The 25,656-nt window shown below is 63.6% G+C and carries 18 protein-coding genes and 2 tRNA genes; 13 read left to right on the forward strand and 7 right to left on the reverse strand.

The window, feature by feature from the left end:
- The first annotated feature begins 55 nt into the window (after positions 1–55).
- Both DDQ68_RS20945 and DDQ68_RS20950 read left to right on the forward strand, forming a co-directional pair.
- Complete coding sequence (locus tag DDQ68_RS20945; RefSeq protein ID WP_109658035.1) at positions 56–916, forward strand: hypothetical protein; 861 nt, start codon at positions 56–58, stop codon at positions 914–916.
- Positions 913–1,818 carry a lysophospholipid acyltransferase family protein gene (locus tag DDQ68_RS20950; protein WP_245897163.1) on the forward strand — a complete coding sequence of 302 codons (906 nt, stop codon included), beginning with the start codon at positions 913–915 and terminating at the stop codon, positions 1,816–1,818. Before DDQ68_RS20945 ends, DDQ68_RS20950 begins: the two co-directional genes overlap by 4 nt.
- 98 nt (positions 1,819–1,916) lie before the next feature.
- Here the strand turns inward: DDQ68_RS20950 and DDQ68_RS20955 are convergent, their stop codons facing one another.
- Entirely contained in the window at positions 1,917–2,552 is a 636-nt protein-coding gene (locus DDQ68_RS20955; RefSeq protein ID WP_109658036.1) for an L-threonylcarbamoyladenylate synthase, read from the reverse strand.
- Between the two features lie 183 nt (positions 2,553–2,735).
- On the opposite strand from DDQ68_RS20955, the gene mltG reads away from it, so the two are divergent.
- From mltG to DDQ68_RS21000, 9 genes are all read left to right on the forward strand, one after another.
- Entirely contained in the window at positions 2,736–3,824 is a 1,089-nt protein-coding gene (gene mltG / locus DDQ68_RS20960; RefSeq protein WP_109658037.1) for an endolytic transglycosylase MltG, read from the forward strand.
- Between the two features lie 310 nt (positions 3,825–4,134).
- The gene (locus DDQ68_RS20965) at positions 4,135–4,623 is read left to right on the forward strand and encodes an acyl-CoA thioesterase (protein ID WP_109658038.1); all 489 of its coding nucleotides are present in this window, start codon (positions 4,135–4,137) and stop codon (positions 4,621–4,623) included.
- 10 nt (positions 4,624–4,633) lie between these two features.
- Positions 4,634–5,611: a YihY/virulence factor BrkB family protein gene (locus DDQ68_RS20970; protein ID WP_109658039.1), complete on the forward strand. Its 978-nt coding sequence runs from the start codon at positions 4,634–4,636 to the stop codon at positions 5,609–5,611.
- Positions 5,612–5,714: 103 nt separating this feature from the next.
- Positions 5,715–5,801, forward strand: a tRNA-Ser gene (locus tag DDQ68_RS20975).
- A 72-nt stretch (positions 5,802–5,873) separates the two neighbouring features.
- Positions 5,874–5,958 (forward strand) — tRNA-Ser (locus tag DDQ68_RS20980).
- 207 nt (positions 5,959–6,165) lie between these two features.
- A complete protein-coding gene (locus tag DDQ68_RS20985) occupies positions 6,166–7,437 on the forward strand; it encodes a zinc dependent phospholipase C family protein (RefSeq protein ID WP_109658040.1) in 1,272 nt (423 codons plus the stop codon).
- A gap of 145 nt (positions 7,438–7,582) precedes the next feature.
- The gene (locus DDQ68_RS20990) at positions 7,583–8,215 is read left to right on the forward strand and encodes a (2Fe-2S)-binding protein (RefSeq protein WP_109658041.1); all 633 of its coding nucleotides are present in this window, start codon (positions 7,583–7,585) and stop codon (positions 8,213–8,215) included.
- 91 nt (positions 8,216–8,306) lie between these two features.
- Positions 8,307–9,290, forward strand: coding sequence for an FAD binding domain-containing protein (locus DDQ68_RS20995; RefSeq protein WP_109658042.1), 984 nt, complete (start codon positions 8,307–8,309; stop codon positions 9,288–9,290).
- 115 nt (positions 9,291–9,405) lie between these two features.
- A complete protein-coding gene (locus DDQ68_RS21000) occupies positions 9,406–11,742 on the forward strand; it encodes a xanthine dehydrogenase family protein molybdopterin-binding subunit (protein ID WP_109658043.1) in 2,337 nt (778 codons plus the stop codon).
- 99 nt (positions 11,743–11,841) lie between these two features.
- Here the strand turns inward: DDQ68_RS21000 and DDQ68_RS21005 are convergent, their stop codons facing one another.
- From DDQ68_RS21005 to DDQ68_RS21015, 3 genes are all read right to left on the reverse strand, one after another.
- The gene (locus DDQ68_RS21005; RefSeq protein WP_109658044.1) at positions 11,842–13,206 is read right to left on the reverse strand and encodes a TolC family protein; all 1,365 of its coding nucleotides are present in this window, start codon (positions 13,204–13,206) and stop codon (positions 11,842–11,844) included.
- 89 nt (positions 13,207–13,295) lie between these two features.
- Positions 13,296–16,415: an efflux RND transporter permease subunit gene (locus DDQ68_RS21010; protein ID WP_109658045.1), complete on the reverse strand. Its 3,120-nt coding sequence runs from the start codon at positions 16,413–16,415 to the stop codon at positions 13,296–13,298.
- A gap of 145 nt (positions 16,416–16,560) precedes the next feature.
- Positions 16,561–17,625, reverse strand: a complete 1,065-nt coding sequence (locus DDQ68_RS21015) for an efflux RND transporter periplasmic adaptor subunit (RefSeq protein WP_109658046.1) — start codon at positions 17,623–17,625, stop codon at positions 16,561–16,563.
- Between the two features lie 213 nt (positions 17,626–17,838).
- Here DDQ68_RS21015 and DDQ68_RS21020 point away from each other — a divergent pair, with 213 nt between their 5' ends.
- Positions 17,839–18,222 (forward strand): MGMT family protein, encoded by a 384-nt coding sequence (locus tag DDQ68_RS21020; RefSeq protein WP_109658047.1) that lies wholly within the window; start codon positions 17,839–17,841, stop codon positions 18,220–18,222.
- A gap of 139 nt (positions 18,223–18,361) precedes the next feature.
- On the opposite strand, the gene DDQ68_RS21025 is transcribed toward DDQ68_RS21020, so the two are convergent.
- From DDQ68_RS21025 to xseA, 3 genes are all read right to left on the reverse strand, one after another.
- Positions 18,362–20,401 carry a S9 family peptidase gene (locus DDQ68_RS21025; protein ID WP_109658048.1) on the reverse strand — a complete coding sequence of 680 codons (2,040 nt, stop codon included), beginning with the start codon at positions 20,399–20,401 and terminating at the stop codon, positions 18,362–18,364.
- A 1,019-nt stretch (positions 20,402–21,420) separates the two neighbouring features.
- On the reverse strand, positions 21,421–21,795 hold the full coding sequence (xseB, locus tag DDQ68_RS21030) for an exodeoxyribonuclease VII small subunit (RefSeq protein ID WP_109658049.1): 375 nt from the start codon (positions 21,793–21,795) through the stop codon (positions 21,421–21,423).
- Positions 21,796–21,921: 126 nt separating this feature from the next.
- Positions 21,922–23,259: an exodeoxyribonuclease VII large subunit gene (xseA, locus tag DDQ68_RS21035; RefSeq protein WP_109658050.1), complete on the reverse strand. Its 1,338-nt coding sequence runs from the start codon at positions 23,257–23,259 to the stop codon at positions 21,922–21,924.
- A gap of 156 nt (positions 23,260–23,415) precedes the next feature.
- On the opposite strand from xseA, the gene DDQ68_RS21040 reads away from it, so the two are divergent.
- Positions 23,416–25,527 (forward strand): M13 family metallopeptidase, encoded by a 2,112-nt coding sequence (locus DDQ68_RS21040; protein ID WP_109658051.1) that lies wholly within the window; start codon positions 23,416–23,418, stop codon positions 25,525–25,527.
- Positions 25,528–25,656: the final 129 nt, after the last annotated feature.

Raw genomic sequence — 25,656 nt, forward strand, 5'->3', positions numbered from 1 at the left:
TTTTAACATTCACTGATAACTGCTCACTGCTAACTAAGGGTTTTACTTTTGCACCATGCGTTTCCTTCTAATTTTATGGGCTTGCCTAGCCCCGGCGCTGGCCGCCCAGGCCGGCCCGCCGCGTCTGCTGCTCGACGTGGCTCGCTTTCGCAACCTGAACCAGGTGGAAAAAGGCGCCGAAGTGGAGGTGTACGTCACGGTGCCTACCCAGTCGCTCACCTACCGGCAACGGGCCCCCCGGGCGTTTCAGTCGGCGGCCACCGTCACGCTCGAAATCCTCAGGGCCGACGGCAAGCCGGCCTACAAGGAAACGGTCATTTTGAAGCCGCCGGTCATCAATGACACCACGCTGGCCCTGAAGAACCCGGTCAGCTTCCTCAAGCGCATTCCACTGCCCGACGGCCACTACACGCTGCGCGGCACCGTGCGCGACCAGTACCGCGCCGCCAACGGCGAGGCCGTGGTGGAGCGCCCGCTGGTGCTGGAGGCCCCCGTGGGCCCCACGCTGAGTGACGTGCTGCTGCTGGCCCGCCCCGCCGTGAAAAGCAACGGCGACGACACTTTCCTGCGTGGTGGCTACCTGCTGACCCGGGCTCCCAGCGGCTTTTTCGGTCGCGGGGCAGATAATCTGTACTTCTACACCGAGCTGCAAGGGGCCCCCGCTGGCCAGCCGCTGCGCCTGCACTACCACCTGGCCGCCCCCGACGGCACGGCTGCCGACGCCGACGCGCCCCTCACGCCCCAGGCCGGGCGGCCCACCACCATCATCGGGCAGCTACCGTTTGGGCCCCTACCCGAGGGCGAGTTCACGCTGCTGGTGGACGTATACAGCGGCAAAAAGCTGCTCACCAGCCACCGCGCCACCGGCCAGCGCAGCACCACCGAGTACGCCCCCGCCGGGGCCGCGTCGCGGTGAGGGGCCCCCAGGGCCGACCCTACCCCTGGTACTACGCGCCGCTGAATTGGCTGCTGCTGGCCCTGGCCCACCTGCCGCTGGGGGCCCTGTACGTGGTGGCCGACGGGCTGTGTTACCTGCTGGCCCACGGCCTGCGCTACCGGGGCCGGGTGGTGCAGGAAAACCTACGGAACTCCTTCCCCGATAAGAGCGAGGCGGAAATCCGGCGCGTTACCTGGGATTTCTACCGCCATTTCAGCCAGCTCGTCGTTGAAATTCTAAAGCTGGCCGCCATCAGTCCGGCCGAGCTGGCGCGCCGGGCCACCTGGGTGAATCCTGAGTTGATGGCCGGGGCCCTGGCGCGGCAGCGGCCCGTCATCACGCTGGGCTCGCACATGGGCAACTGGGAATGGATACTGGGCAGTGGGGCCCTGGCGCTGCCCGGCGTGATGGCCGGCGTATACAAGCCCTTCAAAAACCCGTTTGTTGAAGCCTTCATGCGGCGGGTGCGCACCCGCACCGGGGCCGAGGCCGTGCCCATGCTGGGCACCCTGCGTTACCTGGTGCAACACCGCCGCGGCGGCCGCAACATCAGCCTGCTCACCGACCAGGCCGCGGGCCCCGAAGACCGGCCCTACTGGACCACCTTCTTGCACCAGGATACCGGCTTTTACAGCAGCGCCGAGCGGTTGGCGGCGCAGTTCGATTGCGCTGTGCTGTACGTGGGCATCCGGCGGCTGCGGCGGGGCTACTACGAAATTAAGTTCACAGAAATGCCCTCGGGGTCCGCCGTGGCGGCGGCTCCCGAGGGCATATTTCCCATTACCGAGGCGTTCGCCCGGCAGCTGGAGCTGGATATTCAAGCCGCGCCCGAGCAATATCTCTGGACGCACCGCCGCTGGAAGCATAAGCGGCAAATATGAATTGTGAAAATGTGGGAGGAATGTGAAAATGAGAAAAAGTGCGAAACTACTGTCTCATTCATTTTCACATTCCTCCCACATTTTCACATCTCTCACATTTATTGTAAGTACTGCTCGATGTCGCCGGCGCCTTGGCGTATCAGCTCGAAGTCGTCGTTGGTGCAGTCAATAATGGTGCTGGGTACATTGCCACCAAAGCCGCCGTCGATAACCAGGTCCACCAGGGCCCGGTATTTTTCGAAAATCAGGTCCGGGTCGGTCACGTATTCTTCGAGCGTGTTCTCGTCGCTGCGCACAGAAGTGCTCACGATGGGGTTGCCTAGCTCCTTCACTAGGCTCAGGATAATCTGGTTGTCGGGCACCCGGATGCCCACCGTTTTGCGCTTCACGCCGCCGTGGCGCGGGGCGCTTGCGCTGGCCTCGAAGAGGAACGTGAAGGGCCCCGGCAGGGCCTTCTTGATGACCTTGTAGGTGGTGGTGCTGATGCCGTGGGCGTAATCGCTGATGTGCGACAAATCCTGGCAGATGAAGCTCAGGTTGGCTTTTTCGGGGTTGAGGCCCTTGATGCGGCACACTCTATCGACGGCCTTGGCATTAGTTACGTCGCAGCCGATGCCGTACACCGTGTCGGTGGGGTAAATGATCACGCCGCCCTTGCGGAGAACGTCCACAGCCTGCTGGATGCGGTTGAGGGGCGGGTTGTCGGGGTGGATGCGAAGGAGCGTGGCAGACATATGGTTAGGAGTGGTGAGCAAGGGAGGAGCGGACCGCGAGGGCCCAGAACGAGCGGAAAAGTAAGCAACAACTTCGTTTCATCCCAGCATAAAGTTCTGGGCCGGGGCCCCGGGGCCCGCCGGAGACCCGGCTAGCAGGTGCGTACTTTTGGGATTGCACTTCTGCTGCCCCCCGTTTCTCCCATGCCCGAACCTGCCAAACTGTCAAGCATTGAGCGCCGCGACCTGTCGGTGCGCCGCCGCAACCGCAACGCCGCCGTCGTCTCCATTCTGGGCCTGACCCTGGTATGCTTCTCGTACTATTTCTACCAGATTTTTTTTACGGCCAACATCGAAACCAAGGGCCAGCCCACCTACGTGCTCGTGCACCGGGGCGAGAACTGGAAGGCCGTGCTCGACTCAGTGGACAAGACTAACACCGTGGTGGACCGGCTCTCAATGCACTTCGTGGCCAAGCTGATGAAGTACGACCGCCCCGGAGCCGTGAAGCCTGGCCGCTACGAGCTGAAGGACGGCTACACCAACCGCCAGCTCATCGGCGTGCTGCGGGCCGGCATTCAGTCGCCGCTCAGGCTCACGTTTGCCAACGTGCGCCTGCGCCAGGAGCTGGCCGCCAAGCTGGCCCGCCAGATCGACGCCCGCCCCGCCCACATCGACTCGCTGCTGAGCAGCCCGGCCTACACCCGCAGCCTGGGTTTCGATACTACCACGGTGCTCACCATGTTCATTCCCAACACGTACCAGATTTACTGGAACACGTCGGCCGAGAACCTAATGCAGCGCATGAAGAAGGAATACGAGAAGTTCTGGACTCCCGCCCGCGACGCGGCCCGCGAAAAGGAGCACCTCAGCCGGGCCCAGGTGAGCACCCTGGCCAGCATTGTGGAGGCCGAGCAGCAGCAGCACGCCGACGAACGCCCCCGCATTGCGGCCGTGTACCTCAACCGCCTCAAAAAAGGTATGAAGCTGCAAGCCGACCCCACGGTGGTGTACGCCAACCGCGACTTCACCATCAAGCGCGTGCTGAACGTGCACCTGCAAAAAGACTCGCCTTACAACACCTATAAGTACGCCGGCCTGCCCCCGGGGCCCATCAACCTGCCCAGCATCGCCAGCATCGACGCCGTGCTGCACCCCGAGGAAAACGATTACCTGTACTTCTGCGCCAAGGAGGATTTCAGCGGCTACCACGCCTTCGCCACCAATGAGCGCGACCATATCCTGAACGCCCGCCGCTACCAGGCCGCCCTGAACCGGGCGGGTATTAAGTAGAAATTTGGCGGTTACACTCGTCACGAAGTAGGGTGCGGGGCTGTCCCCGCCCGTCGTTGAACGAAAGCTGATTGAACCGTTCAAGGACGGGCGGGGACAGCCCCGCACCTTACTTCGTTTTTGCATTCCACTTCGTGAGCAGTATAGTTGTTTGACAAATTAAAAGAACGTCATGCTGAGCGCAGCCGAAGCATCTCTCCCGCTGACTATATATTGATTACTGCCGCAGTAGGGATGCTTCGGCTGCGCTCAGCATGACGTTCTTATTGATCTAATAAACAGCTTTCAAATAGCCAGAAAACAAAAAAAAATGTACACTTCCGATATCCAAATCCGCGTGCGCTACGCCGAAACTGATCAGATGGGCTACGTGTACCACGGCAACTACGCGGCGTTTTTTGAGGTGGCGCGCACCGAGGCGTTTCGGCAGTTGGGCATTCGCTACAAGGACCTGGAGGCCGACGGTGTGGGGATGCCGGTGGGCGAGCTGCGCACGCGCTTCCGCCGCCCGGCCCGTTACGACGACCTGCTCACCATCCGGCTGCTGCTGAAGCAGCCCGCCGAGGGCTCGCGGGTGCTGTTCGAGTACGAGATTTACAACGAGGCCCGCGAGCTGCTCACCGAAGGGCACACGCTGATGGTATTTGTGAGCACCACCACCGGGCGGCCCGTGCCGGTGCCAGCCACTATTGCGAGCAAGCTGGCCCCGTATTTTAGCGACGACGAAACGGCGGGGCCCCTCGGCGGTGTTCAGTCCGTGCCGACGGACGCGCCCGCGCCGGCTGCCTTTGGTAAGTAACGCCCCGCCCATGCACTCGCCCGCCCTCCGTCGCCGCGCCCATCTGCCCGACCTGCGCCAGCAGCGGCCGTACCGGCGCGTCATCGTGGGGCTGAAGCGGTTCCGGCTTTTTGGCGGCCAGGCCTCGCTGTACGATGTGCTGGACTGCGTGCTGCTGGAGCTGCGCCTCGACAGCTTGGAAAAGCGCGCCGCCTACATGGCCTTCAACCTCACGGTGGCCCTGTTCCCGACCATTATTTTCCTGTTCACGCTCATCCCGTACATCCCGGTGCCGAACCTGAACGTGGACATTTTGCAGTTCCTGGGCGACTTTATGCCGCCTGAGCTGTACGCCGCCACGGCCTCCACCATCGAGGATATCGTGAACATTCCGCACGGGGGCCTGCTCTCGTTCGGGTTTGGCACGGCCCTGGTGCTCAGCTCCAACGGCATCATGGCCCTGCTCGACGCGTTCGAGAAGAAGTATCCCAACTTTAAGCATCGTAGCTACATTCGCAAACGACTGATTGCCACGGCGCTGACGTTTGTGCTGGCGTCGATTCTGGTGTTGGCCATTGCCGGTATTTTCTTCGGTACTTACCTCATCGACGGGTTGGTGTTCTACGAGATTGTGCCCGAGCGCTACACCGACCTCGTGCTGACGGCGGTGCGGTTTGGCTCGCTGTTGGGGCTGTTTCTGAGCACGACGTGCGTGATCTACTACTTCGTGCCGCCCGTGCATGATAAGTGGCCACTGCTCTCGGCGGGGGCCGTGGTGGCCACGCTGCTCATCTTTTTGGTGTCGTTCCTGTTCACGCTCTACGTGCGCATCTTCAATTCGTACAACCATTTCTACGGCTCCATTGGGGCCCTGGTGGGCTTCATGGTGTGGCTTGAATTTGTGTGCATGACGCTCATCATCGGCTTCGAGGTGAACGTGAGCGTGGACGCGGTGACCGGCCGTTTCAAAAAAATAACGGCCAAGGAACCGCTGAAAATGAACCGGTAAGCGCACCCCGCCGGGGCCCGGGCGATAAAAAATGCGCGCGCCTTATTGTTCGCGGCGCCCTGGTTCTTACTTTTGCGTTCCCCGAACCACTCGGGGGCCCGATAGAGAGGTGGCAGAGTGGTCGAATGCGACGGTTTCGAAAACCGTTATACCGGCAACGGTATCGGGGGTTCGAATCCCCCCTTCTCTACAAAAGGCTTTTTCTAATGCAGAAAGAGCCTTTTTTGTTGTCAGCAACCGGCTTTGTAGCCTTTTCTTATCCAGAGAAGTGGCAGAGTGGTCGATTGCGGCGGTCTTGAAAACCGCTGACTGTAACAGGTCCGGGGGTTCGAATCCCTCCTTCTCTGCACCGTCGCTTGCTGGCAGCCTTTATCCCCGTTTCCGTCCCGGAGGCGGGGAATTTTTTTGGGTACTGCTTTTGGCCGGGGCCCCGGGGCAACGCCGGGCGGCGCTTTGCCGTTTGGGGCGTTTTGGGGTTCTGTGCTGCGGTTAAGGCTTATTTCTACGCTTTCGTCAGCGCTATTCTCACGTTTTCCTCGCGCCCCAGGCCAGCTATGTTCCGATTCTTTGTGCTATTGCTACTAGTGAGCGCCCTGGGCCTCGCGCCGGCCGCCGCCTACTCCGTGCTCACGCACCAGGCCAACGTCGATTCGTGCTGGAAGCCCTGCCTGGTGCCGGCCCTGGAGCGCCGCTACCCCGGCGCGACGGCTGAGGACTTGCTGAAAGCCAAGGCGTTTGCCTACGGCGGGGCCATCATCCAGGACATGGGCTACTACCCGCTGGGGGCCTCCTTATTTACTAACCTCACTCACTACGTGCGCTCGGGCGACTTCGTGCGCAACCTGCTCGACGGGGCCCACGACCGCAACGAGTATGCGTTTGCCCTAGGGGCCCTGGCCCATTACGCCGCCGACTTGCAGGGCCACGCCGAGGGTACCAACCGCGCCATGCCCCTAGTCTACCCCGAGTTGAAGGCTAAGTTTGGCAACGTCATCACCTACGAAGAGGGCCCCAAGCAGCACATCCAGCTCGAGTTTGCTTTTGACGTGACGCAGGTGGCTGCTGGCCGCTACCGCACCGAGGACTACCATAACGCCATCGGGTTCGAAGTATCGAAGGAACTACTGGAGCGGGCCTTTGAGAAAACCTACGGCCTGGCGCTGGGCAAGGTGTTTCTCAACACCGATGTGAGCATTGCCACGTTCCGCTTCACCGTGCAGCGCATCATTCCGCTGGCGTCGCGCTCGGCCTGGTATTACCAGAAAAAGGAAATCCGCAAGCTCACCCCTGGCATCAAGCGCCGCACCTTCGTATACCACCAAAACCGAAAAGAGTACCGCCACCTCTACGGCCATAAGTACGAGCGCCCCGGGTTTGGGGCCCGGGTGCTGTCGGTATTCGTGGGCATTTTACCCAAAGTGGGGCCCCTGAAGCCGTTCGCGTTCCGCCCGCCCACGCCCGCGGCCCTAAAGATCTTCCGGGCCAGCTTCGCCATCGTCGTCAAAACGTACTGCGGCCTGCTGGGCCAGCAAGGGCCCCGGGCGCCCGCGCCCGCCCTGGCCAACCAGGACTTCGACACCGGCAGCAACACCCGCTTTGGCGAGTACGCGCTGGCCGACAAAACCTACAGCGAATGGGTGCGCAAGCTGGCCCGCGAAAAATTCGCCGGCGTTACGCCGCCCGTGCGTACCAACATCCTCACCTTCTTCGCATCGGCCAAAACAACGCCTGCCGACAAGGAGGAACAAGAAGACGACAACCGCAAGGAAACCGCGCAGGCCCTGGCCGAACTGAAAGCCCTGCCGGCCGCGGAAACAGGGAAATAAGATATTGATTAATTGGTTATTAAGACAGGATCTAAATTGTAAAAACTGGTAACTATTTGGGTATGCTACTTGTCAAGTTAGGTATTGCATGTATATACTGCGCCGGCCGTAGTGCCAGCACTTACCGCTTAATCTCCCTTTTCTGATGAACCACGACCTTACCCCCGGCGCGGCCGCCGACGGTGCCGCACCCGACGGTTCGCGCCGCTCGTTTGTGAAGCAGGCCGGGGGCCTGCTGGGCCTAGCCCTGGCCCCACCCCTCACCGGCTTTGCCGGCCGGCTGGCCGGCCCCGCCAGCACCCTGGAGGGCCCCACCGACCTCACGCTGCGCATCAATGGTACGGCCCGTACCTTGCGCGCCGAGCCCCGCGTGACGCTGCTCGACGCCCTGCGCGAGTACCTGGACCTGACCGGCACCAAAAAAGGCTGCGACCACGGGCAGTGCGGCGCCTGCACCGTGCTGGTGGACGGCCGCCGTATCAACTCCTGTCTCACGCTGGCCGTGATGAACCAGGGCAAGGAAATTACTACCATCGAGGGTATTGCCAAGGGCGACGAGCTGCACCCCATGCAGGAGGCGTTCCTCAAGCACGACGGCTTCCAGTGCGGCTACTGCACGCCGGGCCAGATTATGTCGGGCGTGGCCTGTGTGAAGGAAGGCCACGCCACTTCCGACGACCAGTGCCGCGAGTGGATGAGCGGCAACCTATGCCGTTGCGGTGCCTACCCCAACATTGTGGCTGCCGTGCGGGAGGTGGCCGGCGGAGTTAAAAATTAAAAATTATGAATTATGAATTGGGGAACCGGCTATTGCCGCCTGTCCTCCTTTCAGCCGCAATCTTTAATTCATAATTCTTAATTGATTTAAGATGAATAACTTTAGCTACACCCAGGCCAAAACGGCCAAGGAGGCCACCGGCCTCCGCCAGGGGGCCCCCCAGGCCGCCTACATTGCCGGCGGCACCACGCTGCTAGACTTGATGAAGGCCAATTTGGAGGAACACTCTCAACTAGTGGACATCAATTTGCTGCCCTTCAAAGGTATTGAGCAGACCAGCGACGGGCTGCGCATCGGTGCGATGGAGCGCATGAGCGACGTGGGCGAGCACCCGCTGGTGTTGCAGCAGTACCCGGCCGTGTCGGAGTCGCTGCTGCTGGCGGCTTCGCCGCAGTTGCGCAACATGGCCAGCATCGGGGGCAACATCTTGCAGCGCACGCGCTGCGGGTACTTCCGCGATGCGGCGTTTCCGTGCAACAAGCGCGTGCCCGGCTCGGGCTGCCCGGCCTTGGAGGGCGACAACCACAACCTGGCCATCCTCGGCACCAGCAGCGCCTGCATTGCCACGGCCTACCCCGGCGACTTATCGGTGGCCCTGGCAGCCCTCGACGCCGTGCTGACCCTGGAAAATGCCAAGGGCAAGCAGCGCCGCGTGCCCGTCACGGAATTCTATGTGCTGCCCGGCAAAGCGCCGCAACGCGAAACCGTACTGGAGCCCGGCGAGCTGATTGTGTCCGTGACCATCCCGGCCGCCGCCCACGCCCGCCGCTCAACCTACCTGAAGGTGCGCGAGCGCGCCAGCTATGCCTACGCCTTGGTCTCGGCCGCGGTGGGGCTCGACGTGCAGGGCGGTACCATCCGCTCGGCCCGCGTGGCCCTGGGCGGGGTGGGCACCAAGCCCTGGCGCAGCCCCGAGGCCGAAAAAGTGCTGACGGGGGCCCCGGCCACCGAGGTCACTTTCCGCGCCGCCGCCGCCGCCGCGCTGCGCGGGGCCCAGCCCCGCGCCGACAACCGTTTCAAAGTGGAGCTGGCCCAGAACACCCTCGTGCAGGCCTTATTAGCTGTTAGCGCTTAGCTTGATAGCTTTTAGCTTTCGGCGAGCGCGCCCCGGAAGCCATTTTATTGCAACCTAATAAGCCAACCGCCAAGGGCCGCCTGAAAGGCCCCCGCTAACAGCTAACAGCTTAATCATGGATACCGAACCGAAATTTTTTGAAACCAACCCCGCTGGTGGCGTGGTGGGGCAGCCGCTAAGCCGCATCGACGGCTACGCCAAGGTGACGGGACAAGCCAGGTACTCGGCCGAGTACAACAACCTGCCCGGCATCGTCCACGCCGTGCTCAAAACCAGCGACGTGGCCAAAGGTCGCATCACGGGTTTCGACACCAGTGCTGCTCAGAAGCAGCCGGGCGTGCTGGCCATCCTCACCCACCAGAATATTCCAAAGCTGGCCAAAACCCCCAACGACGCCGAGGGCAAGAAGGCCATTGGGGCTCCCATGGGCTTTCTGCCGCTTACCGGCGACCAGATTTACTACGCCGGCCAGCCCGTGGCCGTGGTAGTGGCCGACACGCTGGAGCACGCCCAGTACGCCGCCACGCTGCTGAAAGTGCAAATAGCGGCCGAAAAGCCGCTGGCTTCTTACGAAGACCCGAAAGCCCAGCTATATGACCCCGAGAAGGTGCAGGACGGCAAAACCGACGGCCATACCAAGCGCGGCGACGCGCGGGCGGCCTTCGCGGCGGCCCCGGTGCAACTCACCCACAGGTACATCCACGCCATCAACCACCACAACCCGATGGAGCCCGGCGCCACCACCGCGCACTGGGAGGCCCCCGACCGGCTGACGGTGTACGACTCGACGCAGGGCGTGACGCGCACCCAGAAGTCGCTGAGCGCCATGCTGGGCCTCTCGGCCGAGCAGGTGCGGGTGGTGACCAAGTACCTCGGCGGCGGCTTCGGCTGCAAGGGCTCGTGCTGGCCCCACACCATCCTCACGGTGCAGGCCGCCAAGGCGGTGGGCCGGCCGGTGAAACTCTCGCTCACGCGGCCCCAGATGTTCACGAGCATGGGCCACCGCGAAGACCAGGAGCAAACCCTGAAAATCGGGGCCACCAAGGACGGCAAGCTCACGGCCCTCATCCACGAGAAAACGTCCACGACGTCGCCCTGGGATAACTATGCCGAGCCCAACAGCAAGATCATCAACATGCTGTATGAGTGCCCCACCTTCGAGTCGACGTACCAGTTGGCCCGGGCCAACGTGATGACATCCACGTTTATGCGGGCCCCGGGCGAGGGCCCCGGCTCGTTTGCCATCGAGTGCTCGATGGACGACCTGGCCGAAAAGCTGGGCATCGACCCGCTGGAAATTCGCCTGCGCAACTACGCCGAGAAGGACCCCAGCACCGGCCAGCAGTGGAGCAGCAAGAGCCTGAAGCAGTGCTACGCCCGTGGTGCCGAACTGTTTGGCTGGAGCAAGCGCAACCCCAAGGCCGGCGCCACCCGCGACGGTAAGCTCTTGGTGGGCTGGGGCATGGCTACGGCCAGCTACCCGGTGCACAACTCGCAGGGCACGGCCCGCGCCCGCCTTTACGCCGACGGCCACGCCGTGGTGCAAAGCGGTGCCACCGACCTGGGCACCGGTACCTACACCGTAATAACCCAGGTGGCCGCCGACGGCTTGGGCCTGCCGATGGAGAAAATCCGTTTCGAATTGGGCGATACCAAGCTGCCCACGGCCCCCAACTCGGGCGGCTCGGTAGCCGCCGGCACGGTGTCGTCGTCGGTGTATTTGGCTGTGCAGGACGTGTGGCAGAAGCTCATCAAAGTAGCGGTGCTCGACAAGAAATCACCGCTGTTCAAGGCCAAGATTACCGACGTGGAGGCCAAAATGGGCCGTTTGCAGCTGAAGGCCAACCCCAGCAAGGGCGAAGGCTTCGCCGACGTAATGAAGCGGGCCGACCTGAGCGACATCGAAGGCAACGGCCAGGGTCGCTACGGCAGCGGCTACGAAGACGCCCAGGCCGCCGCCAACGCCGACCCCACCAAGAAGGACGAAGTGGGCCACCACTCCATGCACTCCTTCGGGGCCCACTTCTGTGAAGTGAAGGTGGACCCCGAGCTGGGCACCGTGCGCGTGACCCGCTGGGTGAGCGTGCACGCCGCCGGCCGCATCCTGAACGCCAAAACGGCCCGCAGCCAAATCATCGGCGGCAGCATTTTCGGCATCGGCTGCGCGCTGATGGAAAACACTGTGCGCGACCAGAACCTGGCCCGCTACACCAACGCCTCACTGGCTGATTACCACATCCCGACCAACGCCGACATCCCGGAAATGACCGTGGAATTTGTGGACGAGCACGATCCCTATATCAACGCGATGGGGGTGAAGGGTATCGGCGAAATCTCGATGGTGGGTGTGTCCGCCGCCGTGGCCAACGCCGTGGCCCACGCCACCGGCCGCCGCGTGCGCAGCCTGCCCATCACACCCGATAAGGTACTGGGCGCCAAGGCGGTATCGTAGAAAGTGCTTCTACTAGGAACAATAAAAAAGGCCGGCTCCAGGAATGGAGTCGGCCTTTTTGCTGAGTAACGGTGGGGCCCCTAGGGCCCCCGCATCGCCTTACGGCGTAAGCAGCGCCGCTAGTTGCTGCAAAGTAATTTCGGCCGATTTGGCGTTGTAGCGGTAGTTTACCAGGCGGTAGCCGGCGTCCTCAAAACTCTGCTGGGCCAGCTTCACGTCGACCAGCGTCGAGAGGCCGGCGTCGAGGCGCAATTGCACTAAGTTAAGGAGCTTTTTGGCAGTGGTGTAGCTTTCCTGGGCCGTGTTCACCAGGGCCAGGGTTTGCTGATAGGCCTCCCAGGCCTTCAGGGCGTTGGTGCGATAGTTGCGCTCTAGCGCAGTGCGTTGCAGCTGCGCGGTTTGGGTGTTGAGCTGGGCAATTTTCACCAGCCGCTTGTTGATGCCGCCCGTGTAGATGGGCACGCCCAGGCTGAGGCCGGCGTAGGGCCCGTAGCTCTGGTTGAAGAGCGTGACGCCCACCGCGTTCTGGTTGCGGGCGAAGTTGGTACCCGAGTTAATAGACAGCGACGGGGAGCGGTTGGCGCGGGCCACGCGCTCAAGCAGCTCATTCACGCGCACCTGGCGCTCGGCGGCCAGCAGGTCGGGGTTTTTGGTGAGCGAGGCGTCGATGTCTTCCCAGCGCAGGTCCTGGTCCACCGGAATGGTGTCCTCCACGGCCATGCGCGTATCGAGGTCGAGGGTCAGGGAGCGGAGCAAATCGGCAGTGGCCTGCTGGGCGGCCAGGGCCTGCTGCTGCTTGGTTTGCAGCTGCGCGTTCAGGTCGAGCTGGGCTTGGAACAGGTCGGCGTTGTTGGCCAGGCCCACGCTCTGGCGCGCCTTGATGAGGGCCAGCTTCTGCCGCGACACCTCGGCCGACGCCTCCAGGGTGCGGATGTAGCGCTGCTGCTGCACCACGGCGTAGTACTTCAGGCTCACGTCGGCCAGCACGTTCTGCACCGTCGAGTTCAGCTGGAGCTGGCTGATTTGCTCCAGCTCGCCGAGGCGGGCGCGGGTGGCCACCACTCGCCCCCCGTTGTAGAGCAGGTAGGAGCCCGTCAGGCCTACGTTGTACTGCGAGGACCGGGCCCCCACGCGCGTCACGCCCAGGCCGGTGTTAAACTCCTGCTGCGTGTTGTTAATCACCACGTTGTTGCTGGCCGCAATACCCACCGTGGGCAGGCCCCCTGCGAAGCCCGCCGAGTTATATAAATCCTGCACTGCCACGTTAGTCTGGCTGATCTGGATGTCGAGGCTGTTCTTGAGGGCCGTTTGCAGCGCATCGCGCAGCGTGAGGGTGGGGGCCTGGGGGCGCGCCACGCTGTCGGCCGACGGCAGGGCGGGGGGCGGTTTTAGCTGCGTCTGGGCCCCGGCGGGTTTCAGCGCGCCGCAGGCAATAAGGAAAAGCCAGGCAATAAATACTTTCATCGAATCGGATGGGCGGATGGACGAATGCCGCCCGCTGCTTAGGGAATCGTTTTAACTGCGCCGGGGCCCCCGGCGCTTACCGGGCGGCGCTACGCCACCGCCTCGGCTGGCTCGTGCGCCGCCACTGCTTCGCCCGCGCCTTCAGCCGCTGGCTTGGGCTCCTTGGCGATGAATGTATAGATGGCGGGGATCACCAATAGTGTGAGCACCAGCGAGAACAGAATGCCGCCCACGATAACGGTGCCCAAAGGCTTGCGGCTGGTGCTGGCCGCGCCCAGGCTCATGGCAATGGGTAGGGCCCCCAGCGCGGTGGCCAGCGAAGTCATCAAAATAGGGCGCAGGCGCTGCTGGGCCGCCAGTTGCACGGCCTCGCGCAGGGGTAGGCCTGCCGCGCGCTGTTGGTTGGCAAACTCCACGATGAGGATGCCGTTTTTGGTCACCAGGCCAATCAGCATAATCATTCCGATTTGCGAGAAGATGTTGATGGTCTGCCCAAAAGCCCACAGGCTGAGCAGGGCCCCCGCCAGCGCCAGCGGCACCGTGAGCAGGATGATGAGCGGGTCGCGGAAACTCTCAAACTGCGCCGCCAGCAGCAGGTAAATCAGCACCAGCGCCAGCAAAAAGGCAAATGTGGTGTTGCCCGCGCTCTCGGCAAAGTCGCGTGATGAGCCGGTGAGCGCTGTCTGGAATACGTCAGGGTCCAGCACTTTATCGGCGATAGCCTGCATGGCGCGCACGCCATCGCCCACGGTTTTACCTTCGGCCAGCTGCGCCGAAATGGTGGCCGCCTTGAAGCGGTTGAAGTGGTAGAGCGTGGCCGGGTTGGAGTTTTCCGTCTGGTGTACTACCGCCGAAAGTGGAATGCTCTCGCCCCGGCTGTTGGTGACGTAGAGGCGGCTGATGTCGTTGGGTGCGCTGCGGGCGCTGCGGTCCACCTGCCCGATGACCTGGTACTGGCGGCCATCGCGCAGGAAGTAGGCCATGCGCCGGCCCCCAAACGCGCCCTGCACGGCCGCCGCCACGTCCTGCGTAGTCAGGCCCAGGTCCCTGATTTTCAAGCGGTCGAACGTGAGCTGCACCTCGGGTTTGTTGAACTTGAGGTTGGCGTCCACATTCTGGAATGTGGGGTCTTGCTGGGCAGCGGCCAGGAACTTGGGCAGCGCTTCGCGGATGCGTTCAAGGTCGGTGGTTTGCAGCACGAATTGCACCGGCACGCTGCTCTTCGAGCCCGAGCCCACGGCAATGGTTTGCTCCTGCACCACGAAAATGCGGGCGTCGTTGAAGCGTTTAGTGTTGTGGGTCAAATACTTGGCTATCTGGTCCTGGGTGCGCTTGCGCTGGTCAGGTGGCACCAGGCCGGCGCGCACCTGCGCCGTGTTCACGCTGCCACCGGCGGGCGTGCGGGAAAATACAAAATCATTTTCGGGCACCGAGTCGTTCACAAATGCCGCCACCTGGTCGCTGATTTTCTCCATTGCCCCAAAGCTCGTGCCCTCCGGCCCGGTCAAAATCAGGCGCACGCTGCTACGGTCTTCAATCGGGGCCAGCTCGGTGGGCAAGCCCTTGCCAATGAAGTAGATGAGGCCCGCGCAGGCCGCCACCACCACCCAGGCCAGGGAGCGCACCCGCAAAAACTTGCCCACGATGCGGCCGTACCAGCTCTCCATGCCCCGGAAAAAGGGCTCGGTACGGTCGTACAGCTTGCCGTGGCCGCTGCCGCCCTCCTTGCCGCTTTCGCGGTGCAACACTACGTTGAGCACCGGCGTGATGGTGAGCGACACGAAGGCCGAAATCAGCACTGCGCCGGCCACCACCACCCCAAACTCGCGGAACAAGCGCCCGGTAAAGCCTTCCAGAAATATCACCGGCAAGAACACCACCGCCAGCGTGAGTGAGGTGGCGATAACGGCGAAGAAAATCTCTTTGCTGCCCTCGCGCGCCGCGTCCTTGATGTTCATGCCCTCTTCGAGCTTGCGGAAGATGTTCTCCGTCACCACAATCCCGTCGTCCACCACCAGGCCGGTGGCCAGCACAATGCCCAGCAGGGTGAGGATGTTGATGGTGAAGCCCGCCAGGTACATGATGAAAAACGTGGCAATCAGCGAAATCGGAATGTCGATGAGCGGGCGCAGGGCCGTGAGCCAGTTGCGGAAAAAGAAGAAGATAACCAGCACCACCAGCCCGAACGAGATGGCCAGGGTTTCCTCCACTTCCTCAATCGAGCCGCGCACAATCTTGGTGTTGTCCACTATCACCTTCATCTGAATGTCGGACTTGTTCTCCTTCTGCACCTCGGCCAGGCGCTTGTTGAACTCGTTGGCAATCTCGACGTAGTTGGAGCCCGGCTGCGGGATGATGGCCATGCCCACGGCGTAGGCGCCGTTCAGCTTCCAGCTCTGCTCGTAATTTTCGGGGCCCAGCACAATGCGCGCTACGTCGCCGAGGCGCACAATGCCGCTTTTGTCCTCGCGCAGAATGAGGTTGCGAAACTGCTCCTCGGTAGAGAAGCGGGCCATGGTGCGGATGGTCAGCTCGGTGTTGCCGCCGTAGATTTTGCCCACCGGCACCTCCACGTTTTCGGCGTTCAGGGCCTGCTGTACGTTGGTGAACGACACGTGGTAGGCGTCCATCTTGGTCGGGTCGAGCCACAGGCGCATGGCGTAGCGCTGCTGCCCAAAGATGTTGATGGCCGACACCCCGTTGATGGTCTGGAAGCGTTGCTGCAAGTTGTTCTCGGCAAAGTCGCTCAGCTCCAGTAGGCTCTTGGTGTGGCTCTGCACGGCCAGGATGAGGATGAAATCGGAGTTGGCGTCCGACTTCGATACCACCGGCGGGGCGTCAATGTCCTGCGGCAGGGAGCGCACGCCCTGGCCCACCTTGTCGCGCACGTCAGAGGCGGCGGCTTCCAAGTCAACGCCCAAATTGAACTCCACCGTGATGTTGCTCGACCCCAGCGACGAGCTGCTGACGATGGACTTGATGCCCGGAATGCCGTTGATCTGCTTCTCCAGCGGCTCCGTTATCTGGTTCTCAATCACGTCGGCATTCGCCCCCGTATAGGCGGTGCTGACGTTGATAATCGGCGGGTCGATGGCCGGGTAGTCGCGCAGGGCCAGAAACGAAAAGCCCACCCCGCCGAACAGCAGCAGTAGCAGGTTGAAAACCGTGGCGAGTACCGGGCGCTTGAGGGATAATTCGGATATGTTCATGCTTTGGTATAATACAGCGCAAAAAAGGACGTCGTGCTCATCTGGTGTCCGCGCAGCCGAAGCATCTCTACCGCGTAGCTGACTCTAATCATTATGATTACTTACGCGGTAGAGATGCTTCACTACGTTCAGCATGACGTTCTTTTTAATTCACAGATTTCGCCTTGCGCACCTTCACCGGCTTGCCGGGCTGCGTAAATAAAACCCCGTTCGTCACCACCGAGTCGCCGGCGGCGAGGCCACTGACGACGGCGATTTGGTCATCCTTGCGGTCGCCGGTGCGCACGTTTTGCAGCACGGCCCTGCCGTTTTTCACCAGCACCACCTGGTCTGATTTATCGCCGGGCATGATGGCGTTGGTGGGTAGCAGCACACTGCGGCGGGCCGCGCCGGTGCTCACGCTCACCTTGGCGAAGGCCCCGGGGCTGGCCTGCGCGCCGGGCGGCAGCAGGGCCCGCACAGTGAGGTTGCGCGTGGTTTGGTTCAGTTGGCTTTCCTGGGCCAGCACGGTGGCGGGGTAGCGGCGCGGCGGGTTGCCGGCCAGGCGCACCATCACCACGGAGCCGGGGTGCACCACGCCGCCGTTGGCCTCGGGCAGCGTGAAATCAACCTTGAGCTTGGTGTCGGCCTGAAGCGTAGCGATGATGGTGGTGGGCGTCACGTAGGCCCCGGGGCTCACCTGGCGCAGGCCCAGCACCCCGGTGAAGGGGGCCCGGATGACGGTTTTGGCCAGCATGGCCTGGGTGTAAGCAGCATCGGCTTCGTTGCTGCGTACCTGGCTCACGGCCAAGTCGTAATCGGCCTGGTTCACGCCCTGGATTTTCAGCAGCTTTTCCAGCCGGTCCTGCGAGAGGCGCGAGACTTGCAGCAGGGCCCTGGTTTTCTGCAACGTAGCCTGCAAGTCGGCGTCGTTGATGCGGGCGATGATGCTGCCCTTGCTTACGCGCCGGCCCTCGTTCACTTGCAGAAAGGTGAGGCGGCCACTCACTTCGGGGTGCAACTCCACGTAGTCGTTGGCCACCACCGCGCCGTTGGCCTCAATGGAATCGGTGACGGCTGAGGGGCGGGCCACCAGCACGTCGACTAAGGCGGGGCCGTTGTTCTTTTTGGCGTCTTTACCGCCTTTTTCGTCGGCTTTGGAGCTACAGGCGGCCAGCAGGGCCAGGGTTCCGCAGGCCACAAAGGGGCGAGCCGAAGTAAGAAAGCGCATGGAGAGAAGGTAATGCAAGCGGCGGGCTAGCGCAGGAAAGGTGGAGGCGACGGGGCAACGCGCATGAAAACGAACTACTTAGCCGCCAAAGTATAGCCGGCGGCAAGCTCCGCTAACGGGTGGCTGGCTAATTGGGTTCAGCGAAAGGCAAGGACGGAGGGCCCCCGCTGGGGTTGCACGGCGCACGTGGCGGCCGCTACCTACTTTCAGGCCATGAAAAAGCCTGCCTCGCCGCCCGATGCGCCCGCCCCGGCGCGCAATTTTTTCGCCGATGTGCACGAGGTGACGCGCCTCGTGCCGCCGGGCCGCGTCACCAGCTACGGCGCTATTGCCCACTACCTGGGGGCCACCCGCGGGGCCCGCACCGTGGGCTATGCCCTGATGGCTGCCAACCTCGACGCCGCCACGCTGCGCCGCGAGGCCCCCGTGCCCGCCCACCGCGTCGTGAACCGGCTGGGGCAGCTCACTGGGCGCGGCCACTTCCCCACGCCCACCGCCATGCAGGAGCGCCTCGAAGCCGAGGGCGTGCGCGTGGAAGACGATACCGTGGTGGACTTTGAAAAGCTGTTCTGGAACCCGGCCACGGAGTTGGTTTAGGGCCCCGGGGCAGCTATGTCCGAGCCCGGACTCTCAGCAGCCGCATATGCTGCGCCAAGTGAGCGGTAACCGCACTAAAGAGGGCCCCGTGCGCACGTGCACGAAGCCCTTTTACTTTGAAAATGCGATGGTTAGCCTCCTACTTAATGGCCGTGATGGGTGCGGCCAGCGTTACCGTTTTGGGGTCCACCGTAATTTCGGCCAGGCGCTGGGCCACGGCGGGCGTCATGCCGGCCTGGTAGCGGCCGTGCAGCTGGGTGGCCAGGAACTTCTCGGTGGCGGCGTACATGGCCATGTTGTTCACGGGGCGGGCGAAGCCGTGGCCTTCGTCAGGGGCCAGCAGGTATTGCACGGGGTAGTGGCGGTCGCGCAGGGCCACCACAATCTGGTCGGCCTCGGCCTTGTTCACGCGCGGGTCGTTGGCGCCCTGCACCACTAGCAGCGGGGTTTTGATTTTGTCGGCCGAACCCAGCGGCGACATGCGGGCCAGGGCCGCGCGGCCTTCCGCGGTACCAGGGTCGGCCATGCGGGCGTACATCTGCTTGCGCCCGGCCTCCCAGTAGGGCGGAATGGCGTTGAGCAAGGTCGTCAGGTTCGACGGGGCCACGATGGCCACGGCGGCGCTGTACAAATCGGGGGTAAAGGCCACGCCCGCCAGCGTGGCGTAGCCGCCGTACGAGCCGCCCATGATGCCCACGCGCTGGGGGTCGGCAATGCCCTGGGCCACCAAGTACTGCACGCCCCAGGTCAGGTCGTCCTGCATTTTGCGGCCCCACTCGCCGTTGCCGGCGTTCAGGAACTGCTTGCCGTAGCCGGTGCTGGCCCGGAAGTTGGGCGAGAGCACGGCGTAGCCCCGGTTGGCCAAAAACTGGTGCAAAGCGTTGAAGCCGTAAGCCGTGCGCGACCACGGCCCGCCGTGGGGCAAAATTATGACGGGCAGGCTCTTGGCCGCCACGCCCTTGGGCAAGGTCAGGTACGCCGGAATCTCCAGGCCGTCCGACGACTTGTAGCGCACCACTTTCATGTCGGCCAGGTCGGCGGCGTGCAGTTGGGGCCGGGTTTCGTACTGCTTGGTGAGCTGCTTAGTCTGGCGGTCAAACAAGTACGCCACGCCAGGCTGGGTGGCCGAGCTGGCCGAAAGCAGCCACAGCCGCTCGTCGGTGGTGTTCGACACGGGCACCACATCCAGCCCCGGCAGCTGCCGGCCCACGTTGGCAAAGTCCTGCTCGAAGGCCTTGTCCTTCCACACGCGGCGCAGGCGGTCGTCCTCAAAGCTCACGAACACCGGCTCGTGCGTCTTCTCCGAAAGCACCAGCCCGCCCACGTCCACGCGTCGGAGCGGGTCGGCCTGGTAGGGCTGCTCCTGGCCGGTGGTGGGGTCGAGTAGCATAATTTCGGTCAGGTTACGGGCCGCGCCGCGGTTGGTGGTCAGGTACACATGCTGGTTGTCTTTGGCGAAGCCTTCCACCGCGCTCTGCTCGTCAATCGAGGTTTTGTAGAAAGGCGCCAGCTGGTTGCCCTCCACGCGCAGCCACTCGGTGCTGCCGTCGGGGTTGGCGCGGGCGGCCAGCCGCAGCTGGTCGTTCCAGTCGAACACCCAGCTGCTGATGCGGTCGGTATTTGGGCGCACCAACGTTTTCTCGCCCGTGGCCAGGTTCAGCTTATACAGGTCGTGCCAGGCCTTGTCGCGGTCATTCAGGCCGATGTAGAGCGTGTTGGGGTCGGTCAGGGGCACGTTGAGAATCTGCACCTGCACGCCCTTCAGGCCCGTGAGGTCGCGGGCGGCGGGCACGGCTTGGCCGGCCGCCGGGGCCCCCGCCGGGTTCACGGCGTAGATGTTGAAATTCTCGTCGCCGCCCTTGTCCTGCGCGTACAGCAAATACTTGCCGTCGCGGCTCCAGAAGTAGGTGCGCACCGGCCGCGCTTGTTCGCTAGTCATGGGCCGGGCACTGGTGAAGGGGGCCCGCAACTCTTTCACCCACAAGTTGCGGGTGCCCTGGTAGGGCTTGATAAAGGATAGGAATTTGCCGTCGGGCGAGAGTTGGGCCCCCGAAATCTCAGGGTCGCCAAACAGCAGTTCGCGGTCGATTATTGGCGGCAAAGTGGCCTGGGCCACCGCTAGGCGCGCGGGTACGGCCAGCGCCCAGGCCAGCAGCAGTATGGGGAGGAGCTTACGCATGGCTATCAAAAAAAACTGAGGTGAAGCACTAGCTGCTAGTTACTAATTTATAGCCATATAGTAATACATTAAGCCGCGGAACCGCCCCGGGCCCCCGGGCGCAGGCCCCACCTGCCACCTGAAAAATGCCCTTGCTGCCTGCCTTGGGTATCCTGGGGGCCTGATTTTGCGCCCGGTTGCTGCCCCGGAGCCCAAGTGGCGGCGGCCTACTGGCAACTGCTGCTGCCTGTGCTGCGGCAAACTGGCCAGTGCACTGCCGCCGCTCTCGGTTTGGCCCGTGCTCCGCGCTGGGCCGGGGCCCCAGTCGCCACGGGGCCCCGGCCCAGCGGTGGCTTAGCCGCCGGGCACAAGGTAAAGCATTGATAGGACTAACGCAAAATGTTGCCTTTCAGGCCAAGCGAGGTGGCCCGTCGGTAGTAAACAGCTGTTAATGAGTAATAAAGCCCCAGCGGGGCGGCCCTGGGGTGTGGGTCGCCCCACTGGGGCTTTGACTTTACTAGCACTTACGCAACCGGGCATCCAATAGCCCCAGCGGGGCGGTCTTTCGGTAATAAGTAATTGATTAGTAGAACTAAATTCCCGGCGGGGCGACCCTAACGATTGGGTCGCTCCGCCGGGGCTTTAACGTTTACTTACAGCCATTTACTGCCAACAGGCCGCCCCGCTGGGGCTAAAAGGCATCGTTTTGCGTAGTCCTATTTACTAATCAATTGCTCGCTACCAACGGGCCGCCCCCCTGGGGCCACTGGATGCCCCAGTGCGTAATTCCTGATTGCTTGCTTACCGGCTGCCCCGTCAGTCAGATCATCAGAATGGCCGGGGGACGGCACCGCCTTCGCACAGACGGCGGCGTGAAGCTGCTCACCGGCGTACAGCTCCTGTGCGCGACGGTCACCAATCACCCGGCCAGTGCCGCCCGCCTGGTGCCAGCCGTGGGCTATAGCTTCAAGCAAGCCAAACACTTGCTGCGCTGCAAGCAGCGTGCGCCGCGGCCTATAAAGTTTGCGCTGTGGGCTGGGCTAGAATTTCCAGGCTGGGGGGGCGGGGCGGCCAGCGCCCCCGGCTTGGTCGCGGTCGTCGTCCTCGCTGTCATCGTCGCTCTCGCTGTCGTTGTTTTCCTCGTCGTCTTCCTCGTCGGTGTCGTCTTCGGGTATTTCCTCATCGTCCGTTTCGTCGTTTTCCTCGTCGGGCTCGGGGCCCTCTTCGTCATTGTCGAGGTCGTCAAATACGCGGTCGAGCGAGGCTTCGGCGTGGCGCAGCTTATGGCGGCAGCGGCGGATGAGTTCGGCCGAGCGCTCAACGCGGGCCGTGAGGTCGTCCACATCCACGGCATCGGTTTCGAGGGCACGCAGGATGGTTTCGAGTTCGGCTAAAGATTCGGCGTAGGTGGGCATGGGGGAAGCAGGAATGCGGCTGGGAAGGTAGGCGGGTTGTCAGTTGCTCGTTGTCAATTGTCAGTCAATAATTTATAAGTTCACTAACAACTGACAACTAAGGATGCGAAGGTGGACGGGCCGCGCTTAGCGCTTGGCTTGCAGGGCCCAGAGGCGGCGTTCGGCGCGGTGCAGGTGGCGGGTGGCGGCCAGCTCCAGCCGGTAGCGCAGGTGCAGCAGGTGCTCGCGCCGCCGCTGGTGGTGGCGGGCAAAGCGCTGCTGCAAAGCCCGGGCGCGCTGGCGCAGCAGCAGCAGCTCGTGGGCCAGGACCCGGCGCGCGGCGCGCGGCACCTGGTGGCGGAAGCGCTCGAGGCGCTGGGCCTGCTGCCGCAGCTGTTCGCGGGGGCCCTGGGCGGCCTGGCGGGCGCGCTGGTGCAGGGCGGCGCGGCCAGCGGCCAGGTGGCGCTGCCCGGCGGCGCGGCCCCGGGCCGTGAGGCGGTCGAGGTGGGCGTGGCGTTGGCGCAGGTGGTGGCCGGCGGCCGTACGGATTTTGGTGGCCAAGTGGTGCAGCAGGCCATCGACCCGCGCCAGGCGCTCGACCAGAAAGGCCGCCACGGCGGTGGGCGTTTTCAGGGCCTGGTATGCCGTTAGGTCGGCCAGGGCCTCGTCGCGCTCGTGGCCGATGCCCGTGAGTACAGGCAGCGGGAAGGCGCCCACAGCGGCGGCTAGGCCGTAGTCGTCGAAGGCCAGCAAATCGGTTTTGCTGCCCCCGCCGCGGATAATTACCACGGCCTCGAACTGCCCGCGCCGGGCCCGCACCGCATCCAGCGCCGCCCGGATGCTGGCGGGAGCCTCGTCGCCCTGCATCATGGCCGGGAACAGGGTGAGGGCGAAATCGTAGGGCGCTTCTTCTAATTGGCGCACAAAATCCTGGAAGCCCGCGGCGGTGGGGGAGGAGATGACCGCCAGCCGCTGCGGGGCCAGGGGTAGGGCTAGCCGCTTCTGCCGCTCCAGCAAGCCCTTTATTTCGAGGGTTTGCAGGGCCAGCAGGCGCTGGCGGGCCAGCTCGCCCACGGTGTAGCTGGGGTCAAGGGCCAGCACGTCGAGGCTCAGGCCGTATTGCTCGTGGAAGCGCAGCTGCACCCGCAGCAGCAGCCGTAGGCCCGGGCGCAGGGCCTGGCCGGTGTGCGCCTCGAAGGCCGGTACCACCTGCTGGTAGCGCTGGCTCCAGAGCGTGGCGCGGGCCTGCGCCTTGGTGGGTTGGCCGCGCTCGTCGGTGGCCTGCTCGGTGAGGGTGAGGTAGCAGTGGCCCCCGGCGAAGCGCGGCCGGGTGAGGTCGGCTACCTCGGCCACTACCCAGTACGACTCGGGAAACTGGCGGTGCAGGGCCAGGCGCACGCGGCCCAGCAGCTCGGCTAGCCCCAGCGGGGCGGGCGGCGGGGGCACAGGCACGGGCGCTTCGGAACGGCGGTTGTAGAGCGGCATGGCCGCAAGATACAAGCAGGCCCCCCCGCGGGTTTGGGGGGCCCCGGAATGTGGGCCGGACGGCGCACGGCTTATGTACTTTATGCCTTTACTTTGCGCCCATCTAAATTTTGGCGCGGGCGCTGGCCACGGCGCCCCATCTTTCCCTTTTTTCTTATGTCAAAAGCATCCCACCTGCCCCTGGCGGCCGTGGCCGCTGCCGCGCTGGCCCTGGCCAGCTGCGCCAGCAGCAAGCCCGCTGCTACGGCCGCCGCGCCCGCGCCGGCCGCCCCACCCGTTGCCGCCGCCCCTGCCCCCGACCCCGTGGTGAAGGGCGTCGGCCTCGACCTGACCGGCATGGACACATCGGTGAGCCCATGCGATGATTTCTACCACTACACGTCGGGCAACTGGATGAAGAACACGCCCATCCCGGCCGCTGAGAGCGGCTGGGGCTCGTTCAACATCCTCGCCGAGCGCAACAACGCCACGCTGCGCGCCATTCTGGATGAGTCGGCCCAGCAGGCCCCTACGGCCACCAAGGGCTCGAACCTGCAAAAGGTGGGCGACTTCTACGCCGCCGCCATGGATTCGGCCGCCATCAACAAAGCCGGCCTGCGCTACCTCGCGCCCCATTTGGCCCGCATCGACGCGGTGAAAAACCTGGCCGAGATGCAGCGCCTGCTCTCCGACCCGACCATCTCGCTCGGTGGCGCGTGGTTCGAGTCGGGCGTGTCGCCCGACGATAAAATCAGCTCGCAGTATGCGGTGCAGTTTTCGCAAGGCGGCCTCTCGCTGCCCAACCGCGACTACTACCTCGACCAGGACGCGCGCTCGAAATCCATCCGCGCCGCGTACCAGACCTATCTGGTGAACACCTTCAAGCTGCTCGGCGAGTTCGACGCCGCCGCCAAGGCCCACGCCGCCGCCGTCATGCGCATCGAGACGCGCCTGGCCAAGGCCAGCAAAAAGCCCGTGGACCTGCGCGACCCCTACGCCAACTACAACAAGCTGACGGTGGCCCAGGCCAACAAGGCCTTCCCGAACCTCAACCTGCCGCTGATGCTGAAGGCCGAGGGCCTGGGCACGGCCAAGGAAGTGATTGTGGGCCAGCCCGCATTCCTAAAAGAGGTGAGCGCCATGCTGAAATCGGAGCCGCTGCTCGACCAGAAAACCTACCTGCGCTGGCACCTCACCAGCAGCCTGGTGGGGGCCCTGCCGCAGCAGTTCGGCGACGAGCGGTTCCGCTTCGCGCAGGTGCTGAGCGGCGTCAAGCAGCAGCAGCCCCGCTGGAAGCGCATGCTGCGCAGCACCGACGGGGCCCTGGGCGAAGCCTTCGGCCAGATTTACGTGGAGAAGGCCTTCTCGCCCGCCGCCAAGGCCCGCGCCAAGGAGATGATTGAGAACCTGCGCACCGCCTATGCCGAGCGCATCAACGCCACGGATTGGATGAGCGCCGCTACCAAGGTGGAGGCCATCAAGAAGCTGAACGCCTTCGCCGTGAAAATTGGCTACCCCGACAAGTGGAAGGACTACTCGGCCCTCACCATCACCCGCGCCAGCTACCTGAACGACGTGCTGGCCGCCCGCGCCTGGGCCACCCACGACAACCTGAAGAAGTTCGGCAAGCCGATTGACCGCACCGAGTGGGGCATGACGCCGCCCACGGTGAATGCCTACTACAACCCGGGCATGAACGAAATCGTGTTCCCGGCCGGCATTTTGCAGCCCCCGTTCTACGACCCTAAGGCCGACGACGCGGTGAACTACGGCGGCATCGGCGCCGTGATTGGCCACGAAATGACCCACGGCTTCGACGACCAGGGCCGCCAGTACGATTCCCAGGGCAACCTGAAGGACTGGTGGACCAAGGAGGACGGTGAGAAATTTAACGCCCGCGCCGCCGTGGTGGGCAAGCAGTTTGATGCCTACTCGCCCCTGGATTCGGTGCACGTGAACGGTAAGCTGACGATGGGCGAAAACCTCGCCGACCTCGGGGGCCTCACCATCGCCTACCAGGCGTTTGAGAAAACCCCGCAGGCCAAGGAGCAGGCTAAGCTCGACGGCTTCACGCCCGAGCAGCGCTTCTTCCTGAGCTGGGCCCAGGTGTGGCGCAGCAACGAGCGCCCCGAGGCCACCCGGATGGGCATCCTCACCGACCCGCACGCGCCCAACCAGTTCCGCACCATCGGGCCCCTGCAAAACATGCCCGAGTTCTACAAAGCCTTCGGCTGCCAGGACAACTCCAAAATGGTGCGCGCCCAGGCCGACCGCGCCAAAATCTGGTAACGAATTGTTTGAATCCGCTTTTTTAGAAGCCCTGTTGCCAGCCCTGGCGACGGGGTTTTTTGTTGCGCCCGGGGCCCCTAGCACTCACTTCCGGAGCGCGGTGTGGCGACGCCCAGGGGCCTTAGCGCC

Source organism: Hymenobacter nivis (assembly GCF_003149515.1).
In the GTDB taxonomy this organism is placed as follows: domain Bacteria; phylum Bacteroidota; class Bacteroidia; order Cytophagales; family Hymenobacteraceae; genus Hymenobacter; species Hymenobacter nivis.